This is a genomic window from Microbacterium testaceum (assembly GCF_020781835.1).
Taxonomy (GTDB): domain Bacteria; phylum Actinomycetota; class Actinomycetes; order Actinomycetales; family Microbacteriaceae; genus Microbacterium; species Microbacterium testaceum_H.
This window is the reverse complement of the sequence record NZ_JAJGNJ010000001.1, coordinates 175,152-193,102: the sequence shown is the minus strand read 5'-3', so window position 1 is coordinate 193,102 and position 17,951 is coordinate 175,152. Positions and strand designations below refer to the sequence as shown.

At 72.9% G+C, this 17,951-nt stretch carries 15 protein-coding genes; 7 read left to right on the top strand and 8 right to left on the bottom strand.

What is annotated here, in order from left to right; translation table 11 throughout:
- Positions 1–52 precede the first annotated feature (52 nt).
- Complete coding sequence (locus LL239_RS00960; RefSeq protein WP_228161562.1) at positions 53–1,867, bottom strand: hypothetical protein; 1,815 nt, start codon at positions 1,865–1,867, stop codon at positions 53–55.
- Positions 1,868–2,019: 152 nt separating this feature from the next.
- Here LL239_RS00960 and LL239_RS00955 point away from each other — a divergent pair, with 152 nt between their 5' ends.
- The 6 genes from LL239_RS00955 to LL239_RS00930 are packed head-to-tail and all read left to right on the top strand — an operon-like array spanning position 2,020 to position 8,623.
- Entirely contained in the window at positions 2,020–3,117 is a 1,098-nt protein-coding gene (locus LL239_RS00955; protein ID WP_228161561.1) for a heme/hemin ABC transporter substrate-binding protein, read from the top strand.
- Positions 3,114–4,241 (top strand): FecCD family ABC transporter permease, encoded by a 1,128-nt coding sequence (locus tag LL239_RS00950; protein ID WP_374197602.1) that lies wholly within the window; start codon positions 3,114–3,116, stop codon positions 4,239–4,241. Before LL239_RS00955 ends, LL239_RS00950 begins: the two co-directional genes overlap by 4 nt.
- On the top strand, positions 4,238–5,044 hold the full coding sequence (locus tag LL239_RS00945; protein WP_228161560.1) for a heme ABC transporter ATP-binding protein: 807 nt from the start codon (positions 4,238–4,240) through the stop codon (positions 5,042–5,044). The genes LL239_RS00950 and LL239_RS00945 overlap by 4 nt, the downstream gene beginning before the upstream one ends.
- Positions 5,041–6,240, top strand: coding sequence for a hypothetical protein (locus LL239_RS00940; protein WP_228161559.1), 1,200 nt, complete (start codon positions 5,041–5,043; stop codon positions 6,238–6,240). The genes LL239_RS00945 and LL239_RS00940 overlap by 4 nt, the downstream gene beginning before the upstream one ends.
- 11 nt (positions 6,241–6,251) lie before the next feature.
- Complete coding sequence (locus LL239_RS00935; protein ID WP_228161558.1) at positions 6,252–7,634, top strand: hypothetical protein; 1,383 nt, start codon at positions 6,252–6,254, stop codon at positions 7,632–7,634.
- Between the two features lie 5 nt (positions 7,635–7,639).
- Positions 7,640–8,623, top strand: a complete 984-nt coding sequence (locus LL239_RS00930; RefSeq protein WP_228161557.1) for an LLM class F420-dependent oxidoreductase — start codon at positions 7,640–7,642, stop codon at positions 8,621–8,623.
- A gap of 131 nt (positions 8,624–8,754) precedes the next feature.
- Here the strand turns inward: LL239_RS00930 and LL239_RS00925 are convergent, their stop codons facing one another.
- The 4 genes from LL239_RS00925 to galT form a co-directional block, all read right to left on the bottom strand.
- Complete coding sequence (locus tag LL239_RS00925; protein ID WP_228161556.1) at positions 8,755–10,212, bottom strand: carboxylesterase/lipase family protein; 1,458 nt, start codon at positions 10,210–10,212, stop codon at positions 8,755–8,757.
- A complete protein-coding gene (locus LL239_RS00920) occupies positions 10,209–11,159 on the bottom strand; it encodes a squalene cyclase (protein WP_228161555.1) in 951 nt (316 codons plus the stop codon). The genes LL239_RS00925 and LL239_RS00920 overlap by 4 nt, the downstream gene beginning before the upstream one ends.
- A gap of 467 nt (positions 11,160–11,626) precedes the next feature.
- The gene (gene galK, locus LL239_RS00915; RefSeq protein WP_228161554.1) at positions 11,627–12,790 is read right to left on the bottom strand and encodes a galactokinase; all 1,164 of its coding nucleotides are present in this window, start codon (positions 12,788–12,790) and stop codon (positions 11,627–11,629) included.
- The gene (galT, locus tag LL239_RS00910) at positions 12,787–13,962 is read right to left on the bottom strand and encodes a galactose-1-phosphate uridylyltransferase (RefSeq protein ID WP_228161553.1); all 1,176 of its coding nucleotides are present in this window, start codon (positions 13,960–13,962) and stop codon (positions 12,787–12,789) included. The genes galK and galT overlap by 4 nt, the downstream gene beginning before the upstream one ends.
- Before the next feature lie 50 nt (positions 13,963–14,012).
- Between galT and LL239_RS00905 the strand changes: the two genes are divergently transcribed.
- Entirely contained in the window at positions 14,013–14,978 is a 966-nt protein-coding gene (locus LL239_RS00905) for a LacI family DNA-binding transcriptional regulator (RefSeq protein WP_228161552.1), read from the top strand.
- An 88-nt stretch (positions 14,979–15,066) separates the two neighbouring features.
- Here the strand turns inward: LL239_RS00905 and LL239_RS00900 are convergent, their stop codons facing one another.
- The 3 genes from LL239_RS00900 to LL239_RS00890 form a co-directional block, all read right to left on the bottom strand.
- Positions 15,067–15,378: a cupin domain-containing protein gene (locus LL239_RS00900; protein ID WP_228161551.1), complete on the bottom strand. Its 312-nt coding sequence runs from the start codon at positions 15,376–15,378 to the stop codon at positions 15,067–15,069.
- The gene (locus tag LL239_RS00895; RefSeq protein WP_308218554.1) at positions 15,360–16,064 is read right to left on the bottom strand and encodes a pyridoxamine 5'-phosphate oxidase family protein; all 705 of its coding nucleotides are present in this window, start codon (positions 16,062–16,064) and stop codon (positions 15,360–15,362) included. The genes LL239_RS00900 and LL239_RS00895 overlap by 19 nt, the downstream gene beginning before the upstream one ends.
- 153 nt (positions 16,065–16,217) lie before the next feature.
- Positions 16,218–17,939, bottom strand: coding sequence for a glycoside hydrolase family 35 protein (locus tag LL239_RS00890; protein ID WP_228161550.1), 1,722 nt, complete (start codon positions 17,937–17,939; stop codon positions 16,218–16,220).
- Positions 17,940–17,951 lie beyond the last annotated feature (12 nt).

The following is a 17,951-nucleotide window of genomic DNA, read 5'->3' as shown; positions in this document are numbered from 1 at the left end:
CGGGGATCGACAAGAGGGGCCCCGGCGGACGCCGGGGCCCCGAGGGGGATGCTTACTGCAGTGCGGTGATGGTGAGCTTGCTCGCGTAGTCGCCCGCGGGGGTCGTCCCCGGGATGACGAGCGTGAGGTCGGCACCCACCGTGGCGCTGGCGGCCGAGGTCGACGAGGCCAGCACGCGGGACGCGCCGAGGCCGGTTCCGCCGAGGCGCGTGGAGGTGACTTCGGCGCCACCGGTGACGCTGGCGCCCGCGGAGACGAGCTTCGGCGTCCACCCGAGCAGGTCGCCCGAGAAGGAGTCACCCGACGACGACTCGAAGTCGCCGACCTGCCCCGAGATGCTCCACGTGTACGGCGCGGTCCCGCCGGCACGGGTGTCGGTCACGACGATGTCGGTGAGCGCACCGGATGCCACGAAGTTCCCGCCGTCCTGGACGGCGGTGCCCAGGTTCGCCGGCGAGGTTCCGGCGAACGCCCAGCCGAACGAGCCGGTGGGGTTGTCGACCCACGCGGGGACGTCGACGATCACGTCCGACGAGGACGCGAAGGTGATCGGGGTGAACGTCTCGAACGGTGCGTAGACCGCGCCGCTGCCGGGGTACGTGTAGATGCCGTAGGTGCCCGAGGCCAGATCCTGCGCCTCGGTGGTGCTCAGGGTCAGATCGACCGAGAACGTGCCGTCGGCGTTCAGCTCGATCGCGCCGCTGTTCGTGCCGCCGATGGTGGACATGCTCGCGGCGGGCACGGCCCACTTCTGCGCGATCACCGAGCGTGCCGACGAGGTGGCGCCCGCGGAGGGCTTCCACACGTCGGCGAACTTGCCGAACACCACGTAGGTGCCGCTGAAGGTCCCCGACAGCGGCGGGCGCGTGCCGTTCGTGGCGGTCCCCGAGGGCAGGAATCCGCTGCCGCTGACCGTCACGGTCTCGCCTTGGGCGAGACCGCTGGTCTTCGAGACCGTCACGGTGGGCCCGGCGGGCGCGGTCGCGGTGTACGCGATCGAGAGCGGGCTCGCGACCTTACGGGCGTCGGCAGATCCGCCCGAGGAGTACCAGTACGACCCCTGGCCGGTCAGGATCTGGAAGTCGACGAACGACTGGGGGAACGCGCCGGAGGTGGCACCGCCCGTGACCTGCGCCACGGAGCCCTCGGGGACGGTGACGGTGCGTCCGAGGTAGTCGGGGGTGACGGTGAACCCGGTGGGGGTCACGTCGACGCCCGTGAGGGTCGCGATGACGACATCGGACACGGGGGTGAGGCTCTCGAACTTGTCCGGGTCGTCCATCGAGGTGCCGTAGCCGCCGAGCGTCGCGGTGACCGTCCCCGTGCCGTCCGAGGCGACGGTGAGCTTCGGGTCGGTGATCCACGACCGGGTCATTCCCGAGTAGAACGCCGAAGTGAACGAGCCCGTCCACTGGATGACGGCCGTGTTGGCGTCGACGTCGACAGTGCCCGTTCCCCCGCTGATCTGGGCGATGTGTCCCGAGTTGAGGCCGTTCCCGGTCGTGATCGTCGTGCCGGCGGCATCCGTCCGCAGGCCCGCGAACGTCGCGTCGGCGTAACTGCCGTCGGACTGGAGCTTGAGGATCTCGACGTTGCCGTCTTCCTGCTTCCAGTTCGTGGAGGTGACGCGGTCGGACGCCGACGTCGCGGTGACGATGCCCGCCGAGAGCAGGTTGACGGTCCCCGGTGCGAAGGCCGCGGAGTTCGCCTCGGCGTTGATGCCCCAGCGGAAGACGGCTCCGTTCACGGTGGCGGTCGCCGCGTGAGCGGGGGCGGCGACGATCGCGCCTCCGAAGGCGAGTGCCGCGGTGAGCGTCGCCGCGGCGAACAGGGCCGGTCGGGACCGGCGTCTGGGTGAGGAGTCCACGTGAGTTCCTTTCTCCGCCCACGGTCGTTCCGACGGCGCACGTCGGCCGCACCCGAATGTCGAGCGCAGGAGGGCAGGTTAGGCTTACCTAACCACGATTGCGGATCTCAAGCAATGTTAAGGATAGGCTGTCCTAACTTGGAGGTCCTTGTATGACACGTCGACCGGCCCGCGGTCTCGCCGCACTCGCCCTGACATTCGCCGCGGCCCTCGCTCTCGCCGCATGCTCCCCCGCGGCCACGGCCGAGGGTGACGGCGGCACGGCCACGCCCCCGCTCGCCGAGGTGACTCCCCTGACCGACCCGCTCGCGTGGGAGGGCCCCTCCACCGCCGTCGCGGCATCCGCGCCCATCGTCCCCGTCACCGACGGAGCCCAGACGCTGCCGGTCACGGTCACCGACGCGCAGGGCACGCCCGTCACCGTGACCGACACCTCTCGCATCCTCACGCTCGACATCTACGGGTCGCTGTCGCGCATCGTGTTCGAGCTCGGGCTGGGGGATTCCGTCGTCGCCCGCGACATCTCCACCGCCTTCCCCGAGGCCGAGCACCTGCCCGTCGTCACCGAGAACGGGCACGACCTCAACGCCGAGGCGATCCTCGACGCCGCACCCACCGTGATCCTCACCGACACGAGCCTCGGGCCGTGGGACACCATCCTCCAGATGAGGGATGCCGGCATCCCGGTGGTGGTCGTGGACTCCCACCGCTCGCTCGACTCCGTCGGCTCGCTCATCCAGCAGGTCGGTGACGCGCTCGGCGTGCCGCAGCGCGCGGCCGCGCTCGCCGCGCGCAGCACCGCCGCGGTGGAGGACAAGATCGCCGAGATCGCCGCCGTCGCCCCGGCCGACCCGGCGGAGAAGCTGCGCATGATGTTCCTCTACGTCCGCGGACAGTCGGGCGTGTACTACCTCTTCGGCGAGGAGTCCGGCGCCGACAGTCTCATCGAGGCGCTCGGAGGCATCGACGTCGCGGGGGAGATCGGCTGGACCGGGATGCGGCCGATCACCGACGAAGCGCTCGTCGACGCCGATCCGGACCTGGTGCTCGTCATGACGAAGGGCCTGGAGTCCGTCGGCGGTGTGGACGGGCTCGTCGAGCACCTGCCCGCCCTCGCCCAGACCGATGCGGGACGTCACCGGCGGATCGTGGACATGGCGGACACCACCGTGCTGAGCTTCGGCCCGGCATCCGCCGACGTGCTCGACGCGCTCGCGGTCGCGGTCTACGCGCCCGAGGCCACGGAGTGAGCGCCGCCGTCGCCGAGACGCGTCCGACCGGGGTCGCCGCCCCGGCCCGGCGGGTCCGGCGGCGCGCGCCCGCGGTGTTCGTCGCCCTCGTGGTGGCGCTGGTGGTCCTCGTCGTGGTCTCGGCGGGCAGCGGTCAGCTCGCGATCCCCCCGGACCAGGTCGTGGGGGCGTTCGCGCGCGCGTGGAACGCCGGCGTCCGCGCGATCGGTCTCGGCGCGCTGTCGGTTCCCCCCGGAGCGGCGATGGAGCACGTCAACGGCGAAGCCACGCTGTGGCTGGTCCGGATGCCGCGTCTGCTCATGGCCGTGCTCGTCGGCGCCGCGCTGGCCACCGCGGGCGTCGTCATGCAGGGCGTCTTCCGCAACCCGCTGGCAGAGCCCGGGGTCATCGGCATCTCCTCGGGCGCGGCGGTGGGAGCCTCGGCATCCATCGTCTTCGGACTCGGTTTTCTCGGCCCGTTCACCCTTCCGGTGCTGGCCTTCGCCGGAGGACTGGTCGCGACCGCGATCGTGTACGCCTCGGCGCGCACCGACGGGCGGACCGAGGTCGTGACGCTCGTGCTCACCGGGATCGCCGTCAACGCCGTCGGGGGCGCGGCGATCGCGCTCTTCACCTACGTCGGCTCGACGCAGCAGCGCGAGCAGATCGTGTTCTGGCAGCTCGGGTCGCTCAACGGCACGCGGTGGGACGACCTCGCGATCGTCGCCCCGCTCGCCGTCGCCGGGATCGTGGCGTGCCTGTTCCTGGCCGGTCCCCTCGATCTGCTCTCGCTCGGCGAGCGGCAGGCCGAGCACCTGGGCGTGCGCGTCGAGCGGCTGCGGGTCATCGCGATCGTCGTCATCGCGGCGTTGACGTGCGCCGCCGTCGCCTTCTGCGGGATCATCGGGTTCGTCGGCCTGGTCGTGCCGCACCTGATGAGAATGCTGCTCGGCCCCGCGCATCGCGCGCTCCTCCCCGCCAGCGCGCTCGGCGGCGCGGTGCTGCTGGTCGCCGGCGACCTCGTCGCCCGGACGGCGGTGCCCGGGTCCGAACTGCCGATCGGGATGCTGACCGCGTTGATCGGCGGACCGTTCTTCTTCTGGCTGCTGCGACGGACGCGCCGCCGGTCGGGGGGATGGGGATGACGGCGGTGCTGCGCGCACGGGAGATCGCGGTCGAGGTCGGCGGGCGTCGCGTGCTCGACGCGGTCGACCTCGACCTGCACGCCGGGGAACTGTTCGTGCTCGTCGGCCCCAACGGTGCCGGGAAATCGACGCTGTTGGCCGCTCTCGCCGGCGATCGTCCCCTCGCGGCCGGGACTGTCGAGCTCGACGGCGCCGCCCTGGAGTCCTGGCCCGTCCGGGAGCGGGCGCGGCGGCGTTCCGTCCTGACGCAGAGCAACGACGTCTCGTTCCCGTTCGCGGTGCACGACGTCGTCCGCATGGGACGGGCGCCGTGGCGTCGGCATCCCGCCGCCGCGCGCGACGACGTCGCCGTGGCCGACGCGATGGCGGCGGGCGAGGTCGAGGCGTTCGCCGAGCGTCCCGTCACCGGGCTGTCGGGCGGGGAGCGTGCCCGCGCGGCGTTCGCCCGCTCCGTCGCCCAGGAGTGCGCCATCGCGCTGCTGGACGAACCCACGGTGAGCCTCGACATCCGGCATCAGCACCGGGTCCTCGCCGTCACCCGTCAGCGGGTGAACGCCGGGGGCGCGGCGATCGTCGTCCTGCACGACCTGGGCCTCGCTGCGGCGTACGCCGACCGGGTCGCGCTCCTGGACGGTGGCCGCGTCGCGGCGGTCGGCCCACCGCGCGACGTGCTCCAGCCCGAGCTGCTCACGCGGGTGTACCGGCATCCGATCGACGTCGTCGACGGACCCCGCGGCACCCTGCTCGTGCTCGCCGACACCTCGACTTCCGCATCCGCCGACCCCGGAGAACCTCTGCCGTGAACCTCTCGCTCCGCCCTCTTCTCGCCGCCGCGGCCGCCGTGCTCGTCGCCGTCTCCACGGCCGTCGCCGCCCCCGCGTGGGCCGCGGGGACGGTGACGGTCACCGGCCCCGACGGGACGGCGACCGCGTCCGAGGACCACGCCACCGAGATCACCGTGTCGGGCACGGGATTCCAATCGATCCCGAACGGGTTCGGCGGGATCTACGTGCTCTTCGGCTGGGTCGACGACGCCGCGGGCGGTTCGTGGCGTCCCAGCGCCGGTGGTGTCGTGGGCGAGGACTACCGGTACGTCCCTGACGCGGAGTCCGCCGACAACCACGGCTATCAGCGGTTCCTGGCGTTCCCGGGCAGCGAGACCGAGAGCGCGGCGAACGGCACGCTCGCCGCGGACGGCTCGTGGTCGGTGACCATGGTCATCCCCGGTCCGGTGTTCGAGAGCCAGGACCGCGCGGGCAACGTCGTCTCGGTCGACTGCCGCCGGGTCACGTGCGGCATCCTCACGATCGGGGCGCACGGCGTCAAGAACGCCAACAACGAGTCCTTCACGCCGGTGGCGTTCACCGCCGCGGCCGCGTCGGAGGCGGAGCCGGATGCCGCGGCCCCCGCCGCACCCGCCGGCACCGTCCGGGTCGGGGTCGAGGCCGCCACGGTCACGGCCGGTTCGTCGATCGTCTTCACCGGCCAGGGCTTCACGCCCGGGGAACAGGTCGTCGCCGCGCTCGACGGCGGTCTGACGGCCGTCGGTCCCCTCACCGCCGGCGCTCAGGGAGAGGTCGCGGCGGCTCTGCCGGTGCCGCGCGACATCCGCGACGGTACCCACCTCGTCACGCTGCGCGGTGCCGGTTCCGGCGGCGTCGCCGAGACCGAGGTGACGGTCACCGGCGGTGTCGCGGAGGTCGCGACCGACACCGAGCCCGCGGTGCCGACGTGGGCCATCGTGCTGCTCCTGGCCTGCGTCGCGCTGTCGGCCGCGTTGGTGGTCGCGAGCATCGTCACCGCGATCGTGCGCGCCCGCAGGGCGCGGCGCGCGCGACGTGCGAGGACAGTCGCCGGCGACGCGTCGGCGGCTGTCGTGGCGGGCGCCTCCGACCCCGCGGCGGGCCCCGGTTCCGACCTCGCTTCCGGTGCTGCGGCAGGTCCCGGCTCCGCGCCCGCGGCGGCGGCCCCCGACGTCTCGGTGGGGGCGAGCCGATGAGGGCGGCGTCGATGATCCGTGCGGCGCTCGCGCTCGCCCTCGTGCTGGTCGCGGCGGGCGGCACGGCATCCGCGACCGCCGCCGGACCCGACGACGTGATCGTCACCGTGCCGAGCACCGAGCCCCCCGCCGGGGGCGACGGCGCCATCGCCAACGCCCAGTTGCGGTGGGGACTGAACGCCGAGTCGGGTGGGGGCGCCTTCGCGGGCGGATGCAACTTCCTCAGCGCGGGACGCGCGGGCGATGCCGGGTCGTCCCGCGCCTGGACCGCGGCAGACGGCCTCTATCGCGCGCAGGACGGGAGCGTCCGCATCGAGAAGCCCACCGCCGCGGGTGGGTGGACCGTGGCGACGTGGGAGTCGAAGTGCCAGGCCCCGGACGGGGCGACGGTGACGGTGGCATCCACGACGACGACCACCGGCAACCAGGTCGTCATCGACGGCGGGGTCGGGGAGCGTCGCGACGGCGCGATCGAGATCCGGTGGTCGGGGTCGTTCACGGTGGCCTACTACGGCGGCATGACCTACTGGAGCGTGACCGATCCGCACCTGAGCCTGGACGCGTCCGGGAACGGGCGGCTGACCGGCACGGCCAGCGGCTACGGCACCTCGATGGAGGACATGACGCAGTGGACAGCGATCGCGCCGCGCGAGATCGTGCTCGCCGAGATCCGTTCGGCCGACTCGTCGGCGGCACGGGGATTCACCGTGACGCCCGAGTATCTCGGGGTCAGCACCTCCGGGACCGGGCAGGTCGCGCGCTCGGACGCCAACGCGGCGTTCTGGGGTTCGTTCCCGCAGTCCTTCGTGGATTTCCACCGGCTCACGGGTCAGCAGGGGTATTGGCTCACGACCGGTGGCATCCGGGATGCCGCGAAGCCGGCGACGCCGATCACCGTGAGCTACGACGCGGCGGCGCCCGTCGACACGCCCGCCCCGGCGGTCGGCGGCGGTGCCGCTGCGGGTGTGCCGAACAACCCCCTTCGGCTCCCGGCGGCGACCGCGGACCCGGCGACACCCGCTCGCGCGTTCTTCGCCGCGAACGCCCCGCTCACGACGCAGCCGCAGGCCGCGGCGCTCGGGCCGCCGGCGCGGGCGGGGCTGCCGGCGGTCGTCGCTCCGCTGCTCGGATCGGCTGCGGCGCTGAGTCTCGGGATCGTCGCGGTCCTGAGCATGATGCGCGCCCTCCCGTGGCAGCGGCGGCGCGGTCCCGTAACCGCACCGGTCGCGCGCTGGTCCGCGCCGGATGCTCGGGGCCGCACGCCCGCCGCATGCGGGGCCGCACGCCCGCCGCATGCGGGGCCGCACACCGGATGGGATGCCGGGGCCCCGGGCGCAGCGCGGCGCGGATCGGCCGCAACCCCGCGCGGATGTCGGGGCGCGGTCATAGGGTGAAGCCCATGGAATTCGGCATCTTCGTCCCGCAGGGCTGGCGTTTCGATCTGGTGGGCATCGACCCCGCCGAACAGTGGCGCGCGATGAGCGCGCTCGCGCAGAGCGCCGACGAGGGTCCGTGGTCCTCGATCTGGGTCTACGACCACTTCCACACCACCCCGGTGCCGAGCGCCGAGGCCACCCACGAGGCCTGGACGCTCATGGCCGCGTTCGCCGCCGTGACCGACCGCGTGCGCCTCGGGCAGATGTGCACGTGCATGGGCTACCGCAATCCGGCGTACCTCGCGAAGGTCGCCGCCACGGTCGACCTCATCTCGGGCGGCCGCGCCGAGATGGGCATCGGCGGCGGCTGGTACGAGCACGAGTGGCGCGCGTACGGCTACGGCTTCCCGCCGATCGCCGAGCGTCTCGGGCGTCTGCGCGAGGGCGTCGAGATCATGCACCAGGCCTGGACGACGGGTTCGGCGACCCTCGCCGGGAAGTACTACGAGGTCGACGGCGCGATCGTGCAGCCGCAGCCGCTGCAGGCGGGCGGCATCCCCCTCTGGATCGCGGGCGGCGGTGAGAAGGTCACGCTCAAGGTCGCGGCGAAGTACGCCTCGTACACGAACTTCGCCGGTTCGCTCGACGAGTTCGACCACAAGTCCGCGGTGCTGCGCGACCACTGCGAGGCCCTCGGCCGGGACTTCGGCGAGATCACGCGCTCCTCGAACTTCAACACGATCGTGGCGCCCACCGAGGCCGAGGCCGAGGAACGTCTCGCTGCGGTCGTGGCGCGCCTGCGGCCCCACGTGGGCGACGAGCGGGCGGATGCCATCGAGGCCGACTACCGTGCATCCGACGCGTTCGGCACCCCCGAGCAGATCGTCGAGCGGCTGCGCACTCGCGCCGAGCACGGCCTCGGCTACGCCATCCACTACTTCCCCGAAGCCGCGTACGACACCTCGGGGATCGCGCTGTTCGAGCGCGAGGTCGTCCCGGCTCTCTGAGGCCCGCGTCGGACCGGTGGCCGCCGGGCCGTCGCGCGGAGATCGGCACCGGCACGCCGCACGGCGTCCCCGGATGACGGCGTGTCGTGTCGAAACTCCGCGGGACGGCACACCCGGCGGGCCCTGGTGCGTCAGACCAGCGGCGCCACATCGGCGTAGGCGTCCGTTTCGACGTCGGGACCGGATGCCGAGCCCCCGAACACGCGCGCGCGGCGGGTCTCGGCATCCCACGCGGGCCAGCCCGGGTCGCCGTCACGGACGAAGCGGACCGCGGCGGCGTGCATCGCGTCGGCGAGTTCGGCGGGCGGTGCATCGCCCGCGATCGCGGTGACACCGTCGGCGTCGAGGTGGTCGAACCAGAACGGCACGTCGAGGCAGTGGCACGCGTGCCCGATCGAGGGGGAGGTCCACGCGAAGCGGTACAGCCAGGTCGAGGCGGTGCCGCGGGCGCGCGCGGCGCGGAGCACGACGGAGCGGATCACACGGTCGGAGACGTAGCCGCCGAGTCGGGCGGCCCCGCCGCGCCGCGGCGACCGGGCGAGGTAGGCGCGACGCCGGGATCGTCCGAGACCGAGCAGCGCCAGGGCGAGCGGCACGGGCACGAGGTCCAGCGCCCGTCGCGCGCGGGCGGTGATCATCGTGAACTCGTCGTCGGTGGCCCCGACGACGAAGGGGACGTTCGCGGATGCGCCGTCCGCGAGCGCCTCGAGCGGGGAGCGCGGGAGCAGGTCGCCGTCGACCACGGGCCCGAGCGGCAGCCCGTCGTTCAGCAGCACGGAAAGACCCGACAGTCGCGCCCGCCGCTCCGGTTTCTGCGCGAGCCGCTGCAGCTCGAGCAGCTTCTCCTCGGGCAGCGAGGCGAAGCCCGCGCGGTCCGGGTGGACGCCCGCGAGGGTCGCGACCCGCTCGGCGAACCGGCGCGCGGCATCCGCCGAGACCGCACCCAGCGCGGGCGAGAGGGCCATCGCGCCGGCGAAGAGACCGGATGCCGCGGGGCAGGCCAAGAGCGCCAGGACCGAGCCGCCGCCCGCCGACTGCCCGGCGATCGTGACGCGCGCGGGATCGCCGCCGAAGGCGCGGATCTCGTCGCGCACCCACTCCAGCGCCGCGATCTGGTCGCGCAGCCCACGGTTGGAGGGGGCGCCCTCGATCGCGCCGAAGCCGTCGAACCCGAGCCGATAGGAGAGGACGACGGTCACGACGCCGTCGCGCGCGAACGCGTCGCCGTCGTACCACCGGCTCGCGGGCGACCCCGACACGAAGCCCCCGCCGTGGATCCACACGAGCACCGGGAGCCCGGCATCCGGAGTCGCGTCCGCCGGCGTGAAGACGTTGACGTTCAAGGTGGCGTCACCCGGGATGCTCGGCTCGGGGATGAGCGTGATGCCCGTGTCGCCGCGCTGGGCGGTGGCGCCGTACTCCGTCGCGTCGAGCTCGCCGTCCCACGGTTCGACGGGCTGCGGAGCGGCGAAGCGCCGCGCGCCGACGGGAGCCTGGGCGAAGGGGATGCCGAGGAACACCGCCGTCCCTCCCCGGGTGAAACCGCGCACGCGGCCCCGGGCGGTGGCGATGACGGGGGCGACCGTCACGCCTCGTCCCACCAGCGCAGTACGCGCAGCGCGAAGAACGTCAGCCACCGCGACGGCTCGCCCGCGGGCACGTCGACGGGGAACCACTCCCGGCCCTCGGGAGGGTACGCCTGGTGCCAGGTGCCGTCGGGATCGCGCGCCGCCCGGACGCGCTCGATCGCGTCCGCGAGACGCGGGTCGGGGGAGGTTCCGTCGTGCAGGGCGGCGGCGCGGAAGTGGTCGAGCGCGCGCAGCGCGCTGTACCGCCAGCGGAACGGGTAGCCCAGACGATCCGCCCAGGAATGCGTCTCGCCGGTCGACAGCCGGTACAGCAGCCGCCGCTCGAGCAGGTACTCCTCGGCGCCGCGGCGCGCGTCGTGCGATTCCGGTGTGCCGCCGGTGCGCCACTCGTCGTCGAGGATCCCGATGATCGAGTTCAGCGTGGAGTGGAACGACGACCGCGTCGAGCCCTCCACCCACTCGCAGTTCCACCCGCCGTCGGGCAGGCGGTGCTCGACGAACCAGTCCCGGATGCCACGGACGTCGGCCCCGAGCCACGCACCGTTCGCGAGCGTGGAGGCGTTGATGCAGGCATCCACCTCGCCGTCCCAGAACGCAAGGTCCTCGTACTCCCAGCGCGCGTGGCGCTCGAGCAGCCCCGCGGTGTCGGGGCGGAGGGCGCTGGCATCCACGCCCCATTCGCGCAGGGACATCAGCGACCACGACGTGGCGGTCCAGGGCTGCCCGGGCTCGTCGCGGCGGAAGTCGGCGGGGAAGTGCGCGCCCCCGGCGAACCGGCCGTCCTCGTCCTGGAGCGCGAGGAGCTGCGCGCCGAAACCCTCGCGGGCCACGCGCGCGCGGGTCTGCTGCCACTGCTCCTCGGGGGCGTGGAGCAGATCGCGCTCGACCTTCCAGCGCAGCGCGGGGTCACTGTCGAGCAGCCAGGCGAGGACGGTGCCGTCGGTCATCCGGGCAGGGTACGCCCGAGTCCCGGTGTCTTGCCAGGGTGAAGGCGGTTGCGTGCCGTGCGAACCCCGCGTGCTCTCCTGCCGCTGCGTCGCCCGCGCCGTGCCCGCCGGGTGCCGCACGCATAAACGCTCCTAGCCCGCATAAACACGTGGAGCGAGCGTTTATGCGCGCTGCGAGCGTTTATGCCTGCCCGGAACGACGCCGGGCGCCGGATGCCGCGCACCGACCACGCACCGGACGCCACGCGTCGGTTGCCGACCGCCGCGCCCGGGATGCCGCGCCGTGCCCGCCGGGTGCCGCACGCATAAACGCTCCTAGCCCGCATAAACACGTGGAGCGAGCGTTTATGCGCGCTGCGAGCGTTTATGCCTGCCCGGAACGACGTCGAGCGGCGGACGCCGCGCACCGACCACCGCGGACCGCTCCCCGCGCGCCGACCGCGCGGCCGGGCGGCGCAGTCGGCGCCTCAGGCGTCGCGGCGGGCGCCCTCGGAGGGGGTCACGGTGAACACGTTCGGGGCGCGGAAACCGGATGCCGCGAACGCGGCGTGCACGGCCTCGGTCGCCGCGTGCTCGAGCTCGGCGGGGAGCAGCGCGATCGCGGCGCCGCCGAAGCCGCCGCCGGTCATGCGCGCGCCGAGGGCACCGGAGGCCAGGGTCGTCTCGACGGCGAGGTCGAGCTCGGGCACCGAGATCTCGAAGTCGTCGCGCATCGAGGCGTGCGATGCCGTGAGCAGATCGCCGACCGCGGTGGGACCGTCGGTATCGAGCGCCGCGACGGTGTCCAGGACGCGCTGGTTCTCGGTCACGATGTGCCGCACGCGGCGGAAGGTGACGTCGTCGAGGATCTCGTGGGCGCGGGGCAGGTCGTCGACCGTGAGGTCGCGCAGCGCCGGCACGCCGAATGCGGCGGCGCCTCTCTCGCACGAGGCGCGGCGCTCGCGGTAGCCGCCGGAGGAGTGCGCGTGCTCGACGAGCGTGTCGACGACGAGGATCGAAAGGCCCGCCTCCGCGAACCCGAGCGCCACGGGCCGCGTCTGGAGCGACCGGCAGTCGAGGAACGTCGCGGCGTCGGCCACGCCGAGCATCGACGCCATCTGGTCCATGATCCCGGTGGGGGCGCCGACCGCGTCGTTCTCGGCCGTGCGGCCCACGCGGGCGAGCGCGACCTTGTCGAGCCCGGCCTCCCACACGTCGTTGAGAGCGGATGCCACGGCCCCCTCGATCGCGGCGGACGACGAGAGCCCCGCCCCCACCGGCACCTCGGACGCCAGGGCGATGTCGACACCCCGGGGCGTGGCATCCGGAGCCGCGGCGCGCAGCGCCCACGCGACCCCCAGCGGGTATCCGGCCCAGTCGAGACGCCCGGCGGCGATGCGGGCGTCGAGGTCGGCGAGCGTGACCTCGACCGCGCCGTCGGCGAACGTCGACCGCACGCGGATGAGGTCATCGCCGCGCGGGGCGACGGCGGCGGCGGTGCGCTGCGCGATCGCGAAGGGCAGCACGAAGCCTTCGTTGTAGTCGGTGTGCTCGCCGATGAGGTTGGCGCGTCCGGGCGCTGACCACACCCCCACGGCGGGAGCGTCCGTCAGGGTGGCGAGCAGGGCGCGGGCGTCGTCGACGGCGGTCATGCCGTCACCTCCGGAACGGTGTCGAGGGCGATACGCAGGCGTTCGGCCTGCGACTCGGGCGCGATGTCGCCGATCCAGGCGCCCATGGCGGCTTCGGAACCGGCGAGGTACTTGAGCTTGTCGGCGGCGCGGCGCGGAGACGTGATCTGCAGGTTCAGCCGCACGCTGTCGCGCGCGCGTCCGACCGGCGCCTGATGCCACGCGGCGATGTACGGCGTGGGCGTGTCGTACAGCGCGTCGATGCCGCGCAGCAGCCGCAGGTAGAACGGCGCGAGCTCGTCGCGCTCGGCATCCGTCGTCTCGGCGAGGTCGGCGACATGGCGGTGCGGCAGCACGTGCACCTCGATCGGCCAGCGCGCCGCGAACGGGACGAAGGCCGTCCAGTGCTCGCCGCGCAGCACCACGCGGGGACCGGATGCCTCGAACTCGAGGATGCGCGCGAACAGGTCGGGGGAGGTGCGCGAGACGGTGTCGAGGAGACGGTGCGTCCGCGGGGTGATGTAGGGGTAGGCATAGATCTGCCCGTGGGGGTGGGGGAGGGTGACGCCGATCTCCTGCCCGCGGTTCTCGAACGGGAACACCTGCCGGATGCCGGGGAGCGCCGACAGCGCGGCCGTGCGGTCGGCCCACGCCTCGATGACGGTGCGCGCGCGGGTGCGGGAGAGTGTGCCGAACGACCCCTCGTGCTCGGGGCTGAAGCAGACGACCTCACAGCGCCCGACGGAGGTGCGCGTGCGGCCGAGGCCGAGATGCTCGAGGTCGTCGTCGCCGCGCGGCGGATCGATCGCCGCGGGCGCGTCCGCGGTGGCGACGTCGAGCGCGGGGCCGAACGAGGGCGACTTGTTCTCGAAGACGGCGACGTCGTAGAGCGAGGGGATCTCGGACGGGTTCGTCGGCGTCTGCGGTGCCAGCGGGTCGAGGTGGGCGGGGGGCAGGAACGCCCGGTTCTGGCGATTGGATGCCACGGTGATCCAGTCGCCGGTGAGCACGTCCTGTCGCATCGTCGCCGTGCTCGGCCGAGGATCGAGGGTGCGGGCATCCACGGAGCGCTCCGACCCGAGCCTGCTGTCGGCGTCGTCGAAGTAGATCAGGTCGCGGCCGTCGGCCAGGCGCGTGGGGCGCTTGACGACTCCGGCGCCGAGGGTCACCGCGGTGGAGCTGTCCGTGTTCACGATAACACGCTACATATCGGGCGTGGTATCGTCAACACGAGGGGGCTGACATGCGCGTATCGATGGCCGATGTGGCTGCCGCGGCCGGTGTCTCGGCGCAGACCGTGTCGCGCGTCGCCAACGGCAGCCCTCGGGTCGACCCGGCCACCCGGGCCCGCGTCGAGAAGGCCATGGCCGATCTCGGCTACCGCATGCATCGCGCCGCGCGCGCCCTGCGTACCGGGCAGACATCGACGATCGGCCTCGTCGTGTCGACCCTCGCTTCGGTCGGCAACTCCCGCATGCTGCAGGCGATCTCCGAGGCTGCCGCCGCCCGCGACTACGCCCTCGCGGTGGTGACGGTCGGGGAGCGCGGCATCCGCGACGCCTTCGCCCGCCTGCGATCGCAGGGCGTCGACGGTGCCGTCGTCCTGAACGAGGCCACCGACCTGGCGCGCGTCGTCGACCCGCCCGCCGACCTGCACCTCGTCGTCGTCGACTCCCCGCCTGACGAGCGGTTCTCGATCGTCCAGACCGATCACGCGGGCGGCGCCCGGGCCGCGACCGAGCACCTCCTTGGGCTCGGACATGCGACCGTGCATCACCTGGCCGGGCCCGCGGGTTCGTTCGCCGCGGCGGAACGCGAACGCGGGTGGCGTGAGGCGCTCGTCGACGTCGGGGCCCCGGTGCCCGAGCCGGCCCGGGGCGACTGGACCTCGGCATCCGGTCATCGCTCCGCGGCCGCGCTCGCCGCCGCGACCGCGGTGTTCGTCGCCAATGACCAGATGGCGCTCGGCGTGCTCCGTGCCCTCGCCGACGCCGGTCGCCGCGTGCCCGATGACGTCGCCGTCGTCGGCTTCGACGACATCGTGGATGCCGCGGAGTTCCGCCCGCCGCTGACGACCGTGCGCCAGGACTTCGACGCCCTCGGCCGCGGTGTCGTCGAGGCGCTGGTGTCGGCTATCGAGCGTGGTACCGCCCGCGCCGCGACGGTGCCCGCCGTGCTCGTGGTGCGCGCGAGCAGTTCGGGCGGTTGAGCCCTCCGGATCGCGGTTCGGGGCGGCTTTCGTGCTTCGGGGCGGCCGTTTCGCGCCCCGGTGCGCCGATCGCGCCCCCAACCCGTGCTTACCAGGGCATGGGCCGTTCGGGGTCGCGCGAGCTGTCGTCGGGAAGGGGCGGAAGCGCCTCTCCTCCCGCGCGAATGCAGAGCCAGCGCAGCTCGCCGTCACCGTCGGGCATCGCCCGCCATGTGCGCCAGACGTTCTGTCCCACGCGGACGACGCTTCCGGGGCCGACGTCGATCACGTCGTCGTCCAGCCCCATCTGGCCGCGACCCTCGAGGACGACGTACAGCTCCTCGATCCGAGTGTGCGTGTGCCAGTATCCGGCCTCCTCGCCGGGCCGCAGCGCGTTCGCCGTCATGCCGATGTGCTGCATCGTGAGCTCCTGGTCGACGACGCGGCGCCCGTCTCGTGAACGGGAGGGGGCGAACCCGCCGAAGTGGCTGCGCCAATCGTCCAGCCCGCCGATCTCGGTGACCTCGTAATCGCTCGTTCGCCCGTCCTCTCGTCGTCCTGAGCACCCGAACGGCGCCAGTGCGGTCCCTCGCGCCGATAGATCGTTCGGAGGTGCTTACGATCGGGGGACCCCTGCCAGAACTCCACCCGGTCGGCGACGAGGCGCCAGAGCACCCACTCGCCGGGCGCGATGCCGTCTCGCGCGGCGGGGGAGCGCGCGGCGAGATCGGCCGCCGATTCCTCCGCCGGGGCTTCGACCACCCGCCCGCGCACGCGAACGGCCCGCAGCACCGCCGGCCACCAGAAGTTCAGCGCCGCAGCGGCCTGTGCTCCGAGCTGAGCGGCCTTGGCGGAGGTGCGGGGGCCGGCGAAGGCCCATCCGTCCGGAGTCAGGTCCTTGAGGATCAACGTTCGAGCGTCCGGGATGCCGTCGGCATCGACCGTCGCGAGAGTGGCGCCGTGCGCCTCCGGGACGCCCGCGTCCACGGCCTGACGAATCCACCGCGCGAACAACTCTTCCGGCTCGGTTGGGAGGGGATCGGCATCCGGTCCGGGCGCGGTCCCCGTGAGGGAGGGGATGGACCGGAGCCACGCAGCCATCGTCATGCCCCCATCCTGCCCCTCCTCACCCGGCGCGCACCCCAGAGGGCGCGGGGAGGTGATCATCGGTGACGCCACGCGAACACAGCCTCGTAATGAGGACAGGCCGATCCGGGGAATCGGCCTGTTCCGGGCGCTCGCGCCGGGTGCGCCGGCGGACTACTCCTCCAGCTGCCCCAGCGACGGAGCGGCGACGAAGCGGGCGGCCGCCTCGACGGCGTGCTCCAGCTCGAGCACCACGATCTCGTTCGCTCCGGCGCGCGTGGCCGGAGCGGGCACGTACAGCGTGTTCTGCGGCACGTTGTTCCAGTACCGGCCGAGGAAGAATCCGTTGACGAAGGCGTAGCCCTTGCCCCACGCGGCGGTGTCGAGGAACAGGTCGACGGCGGCGTCGAGCTCGAACGAGCCGCGTAGCAGCGCCCGGCCCACCGAGCCGGTCCCCGCACCGGACGCGGCCTCGAGGGCGACGGGGGTCGCTGTCCACCCGGTGAGGGGTGCGCCGTTCAGGGTGACGGTGCCGATGAGTCCCTTCGCTTCGCCGAGGCGGTCGGCGTAGTTCACGCGGCCCTGATCCTCGACGAGGACGGTCAGGTGCGCACCCGCGGGGATCGTCAACGCTCGCTCGTGCAGCGTTCGGGAAAGCCGACCGACGGGCGTGCCGTCGACGTGCACCCAGGCCAGGTCGCGCACCTCTCCGAACACGAGGGCCGCCGGACCCGAGAACGCGGGCAGCTCGACGTCGTACCGCACGAGGGGGCCGAGGTGCGCGAGCTGCTCGAAGCTCGGCGGGTCGTCGGCGATGGCGATCGCGTCGATGCCCGGCATCCAGTCGCCCTCTCCCGACAGGGGCACCTCGAACGCCGGCGCGGCGGGCCGCGGCGTGGGAACCAGCTCAGGGACCGACGTGTACTTCGCGATGACGTCGCGGAACGCATGGAATTTCGCGGTCGGGCGTCCGGCCTCATCGATCGGGGCGTCGTAGTCGTACGACGTGACGATCGGGTCGAAGCGGCCCTTGTCGTTCGCGCCGTTGGTCGTGCCGAAGTTCGTGCCGCCGTGCACCATGTAGATGTTCACGGACGCTCCCGCCGCGAGTAGCACGTCGAGGTCGTGGGCCGAGGCGGCGGGGTCGGTCGTGTGGTGGATGCTGCCCCACCAGTCGAACCACCCGTCCCAGAACTCCGAGCACATGAGCGGACCGGTGGGCTGATGTTCGCGCAGGGTTGCGAGCCGCTCGGCCGAGCGCGAGCCGAACGAGCCGGTGACGTGCAGCTCGGGGAGGCTGCCGTTCTCGAGCATCCACGGCATCGGCTGGTCCACCGTCGTGAGGGGCACGGTGATCCCGGCATCGCGGGTGATCCGGACGAGCTCGCGCAGGTAGTCCTTGTCGGAGCCGTAGGCGCCGTACTCGTTCTCGATCTGGACGAGGACGACGTTGCCGCCCCGGTCGATCTGCCGCGGCACAACGATCTCATACACACGCTCGAGGTACTCCGTGACGGCAGCGAGGTACTGCGGTTCGGAGCGGCGCAGGCCGATACCGGGCATCGACGTCAACCAGACGGGCAGTCCGCCGTTGTGCCACTCCGCGCAGATGTAGGGGCCGGGGCGCACGATCGCGTGCAGTCCTTCGGTGGCGACGAGGTCGAGGAAGCGTCCGAGGTCGTTCCAGCCCGTGGCATCCCATTCGCCGCGCACGGGCTCGTGCGCGTTCCACGCGACGTAGGTCTCGATGGTGTTCAGCCCCATGGCCTTGGCCGTGCGGATGCGGTCGGCCCAGTGGTCGGGATGGATACGGAAGTAGTGCAGCGTCCCGGAGATCACCTGGAAGGGTTCGCCGTCCAGCAGGAAGTCGGTCTCGCCGATGGTGAAGGTGGTCACGTTCTCTCTCGG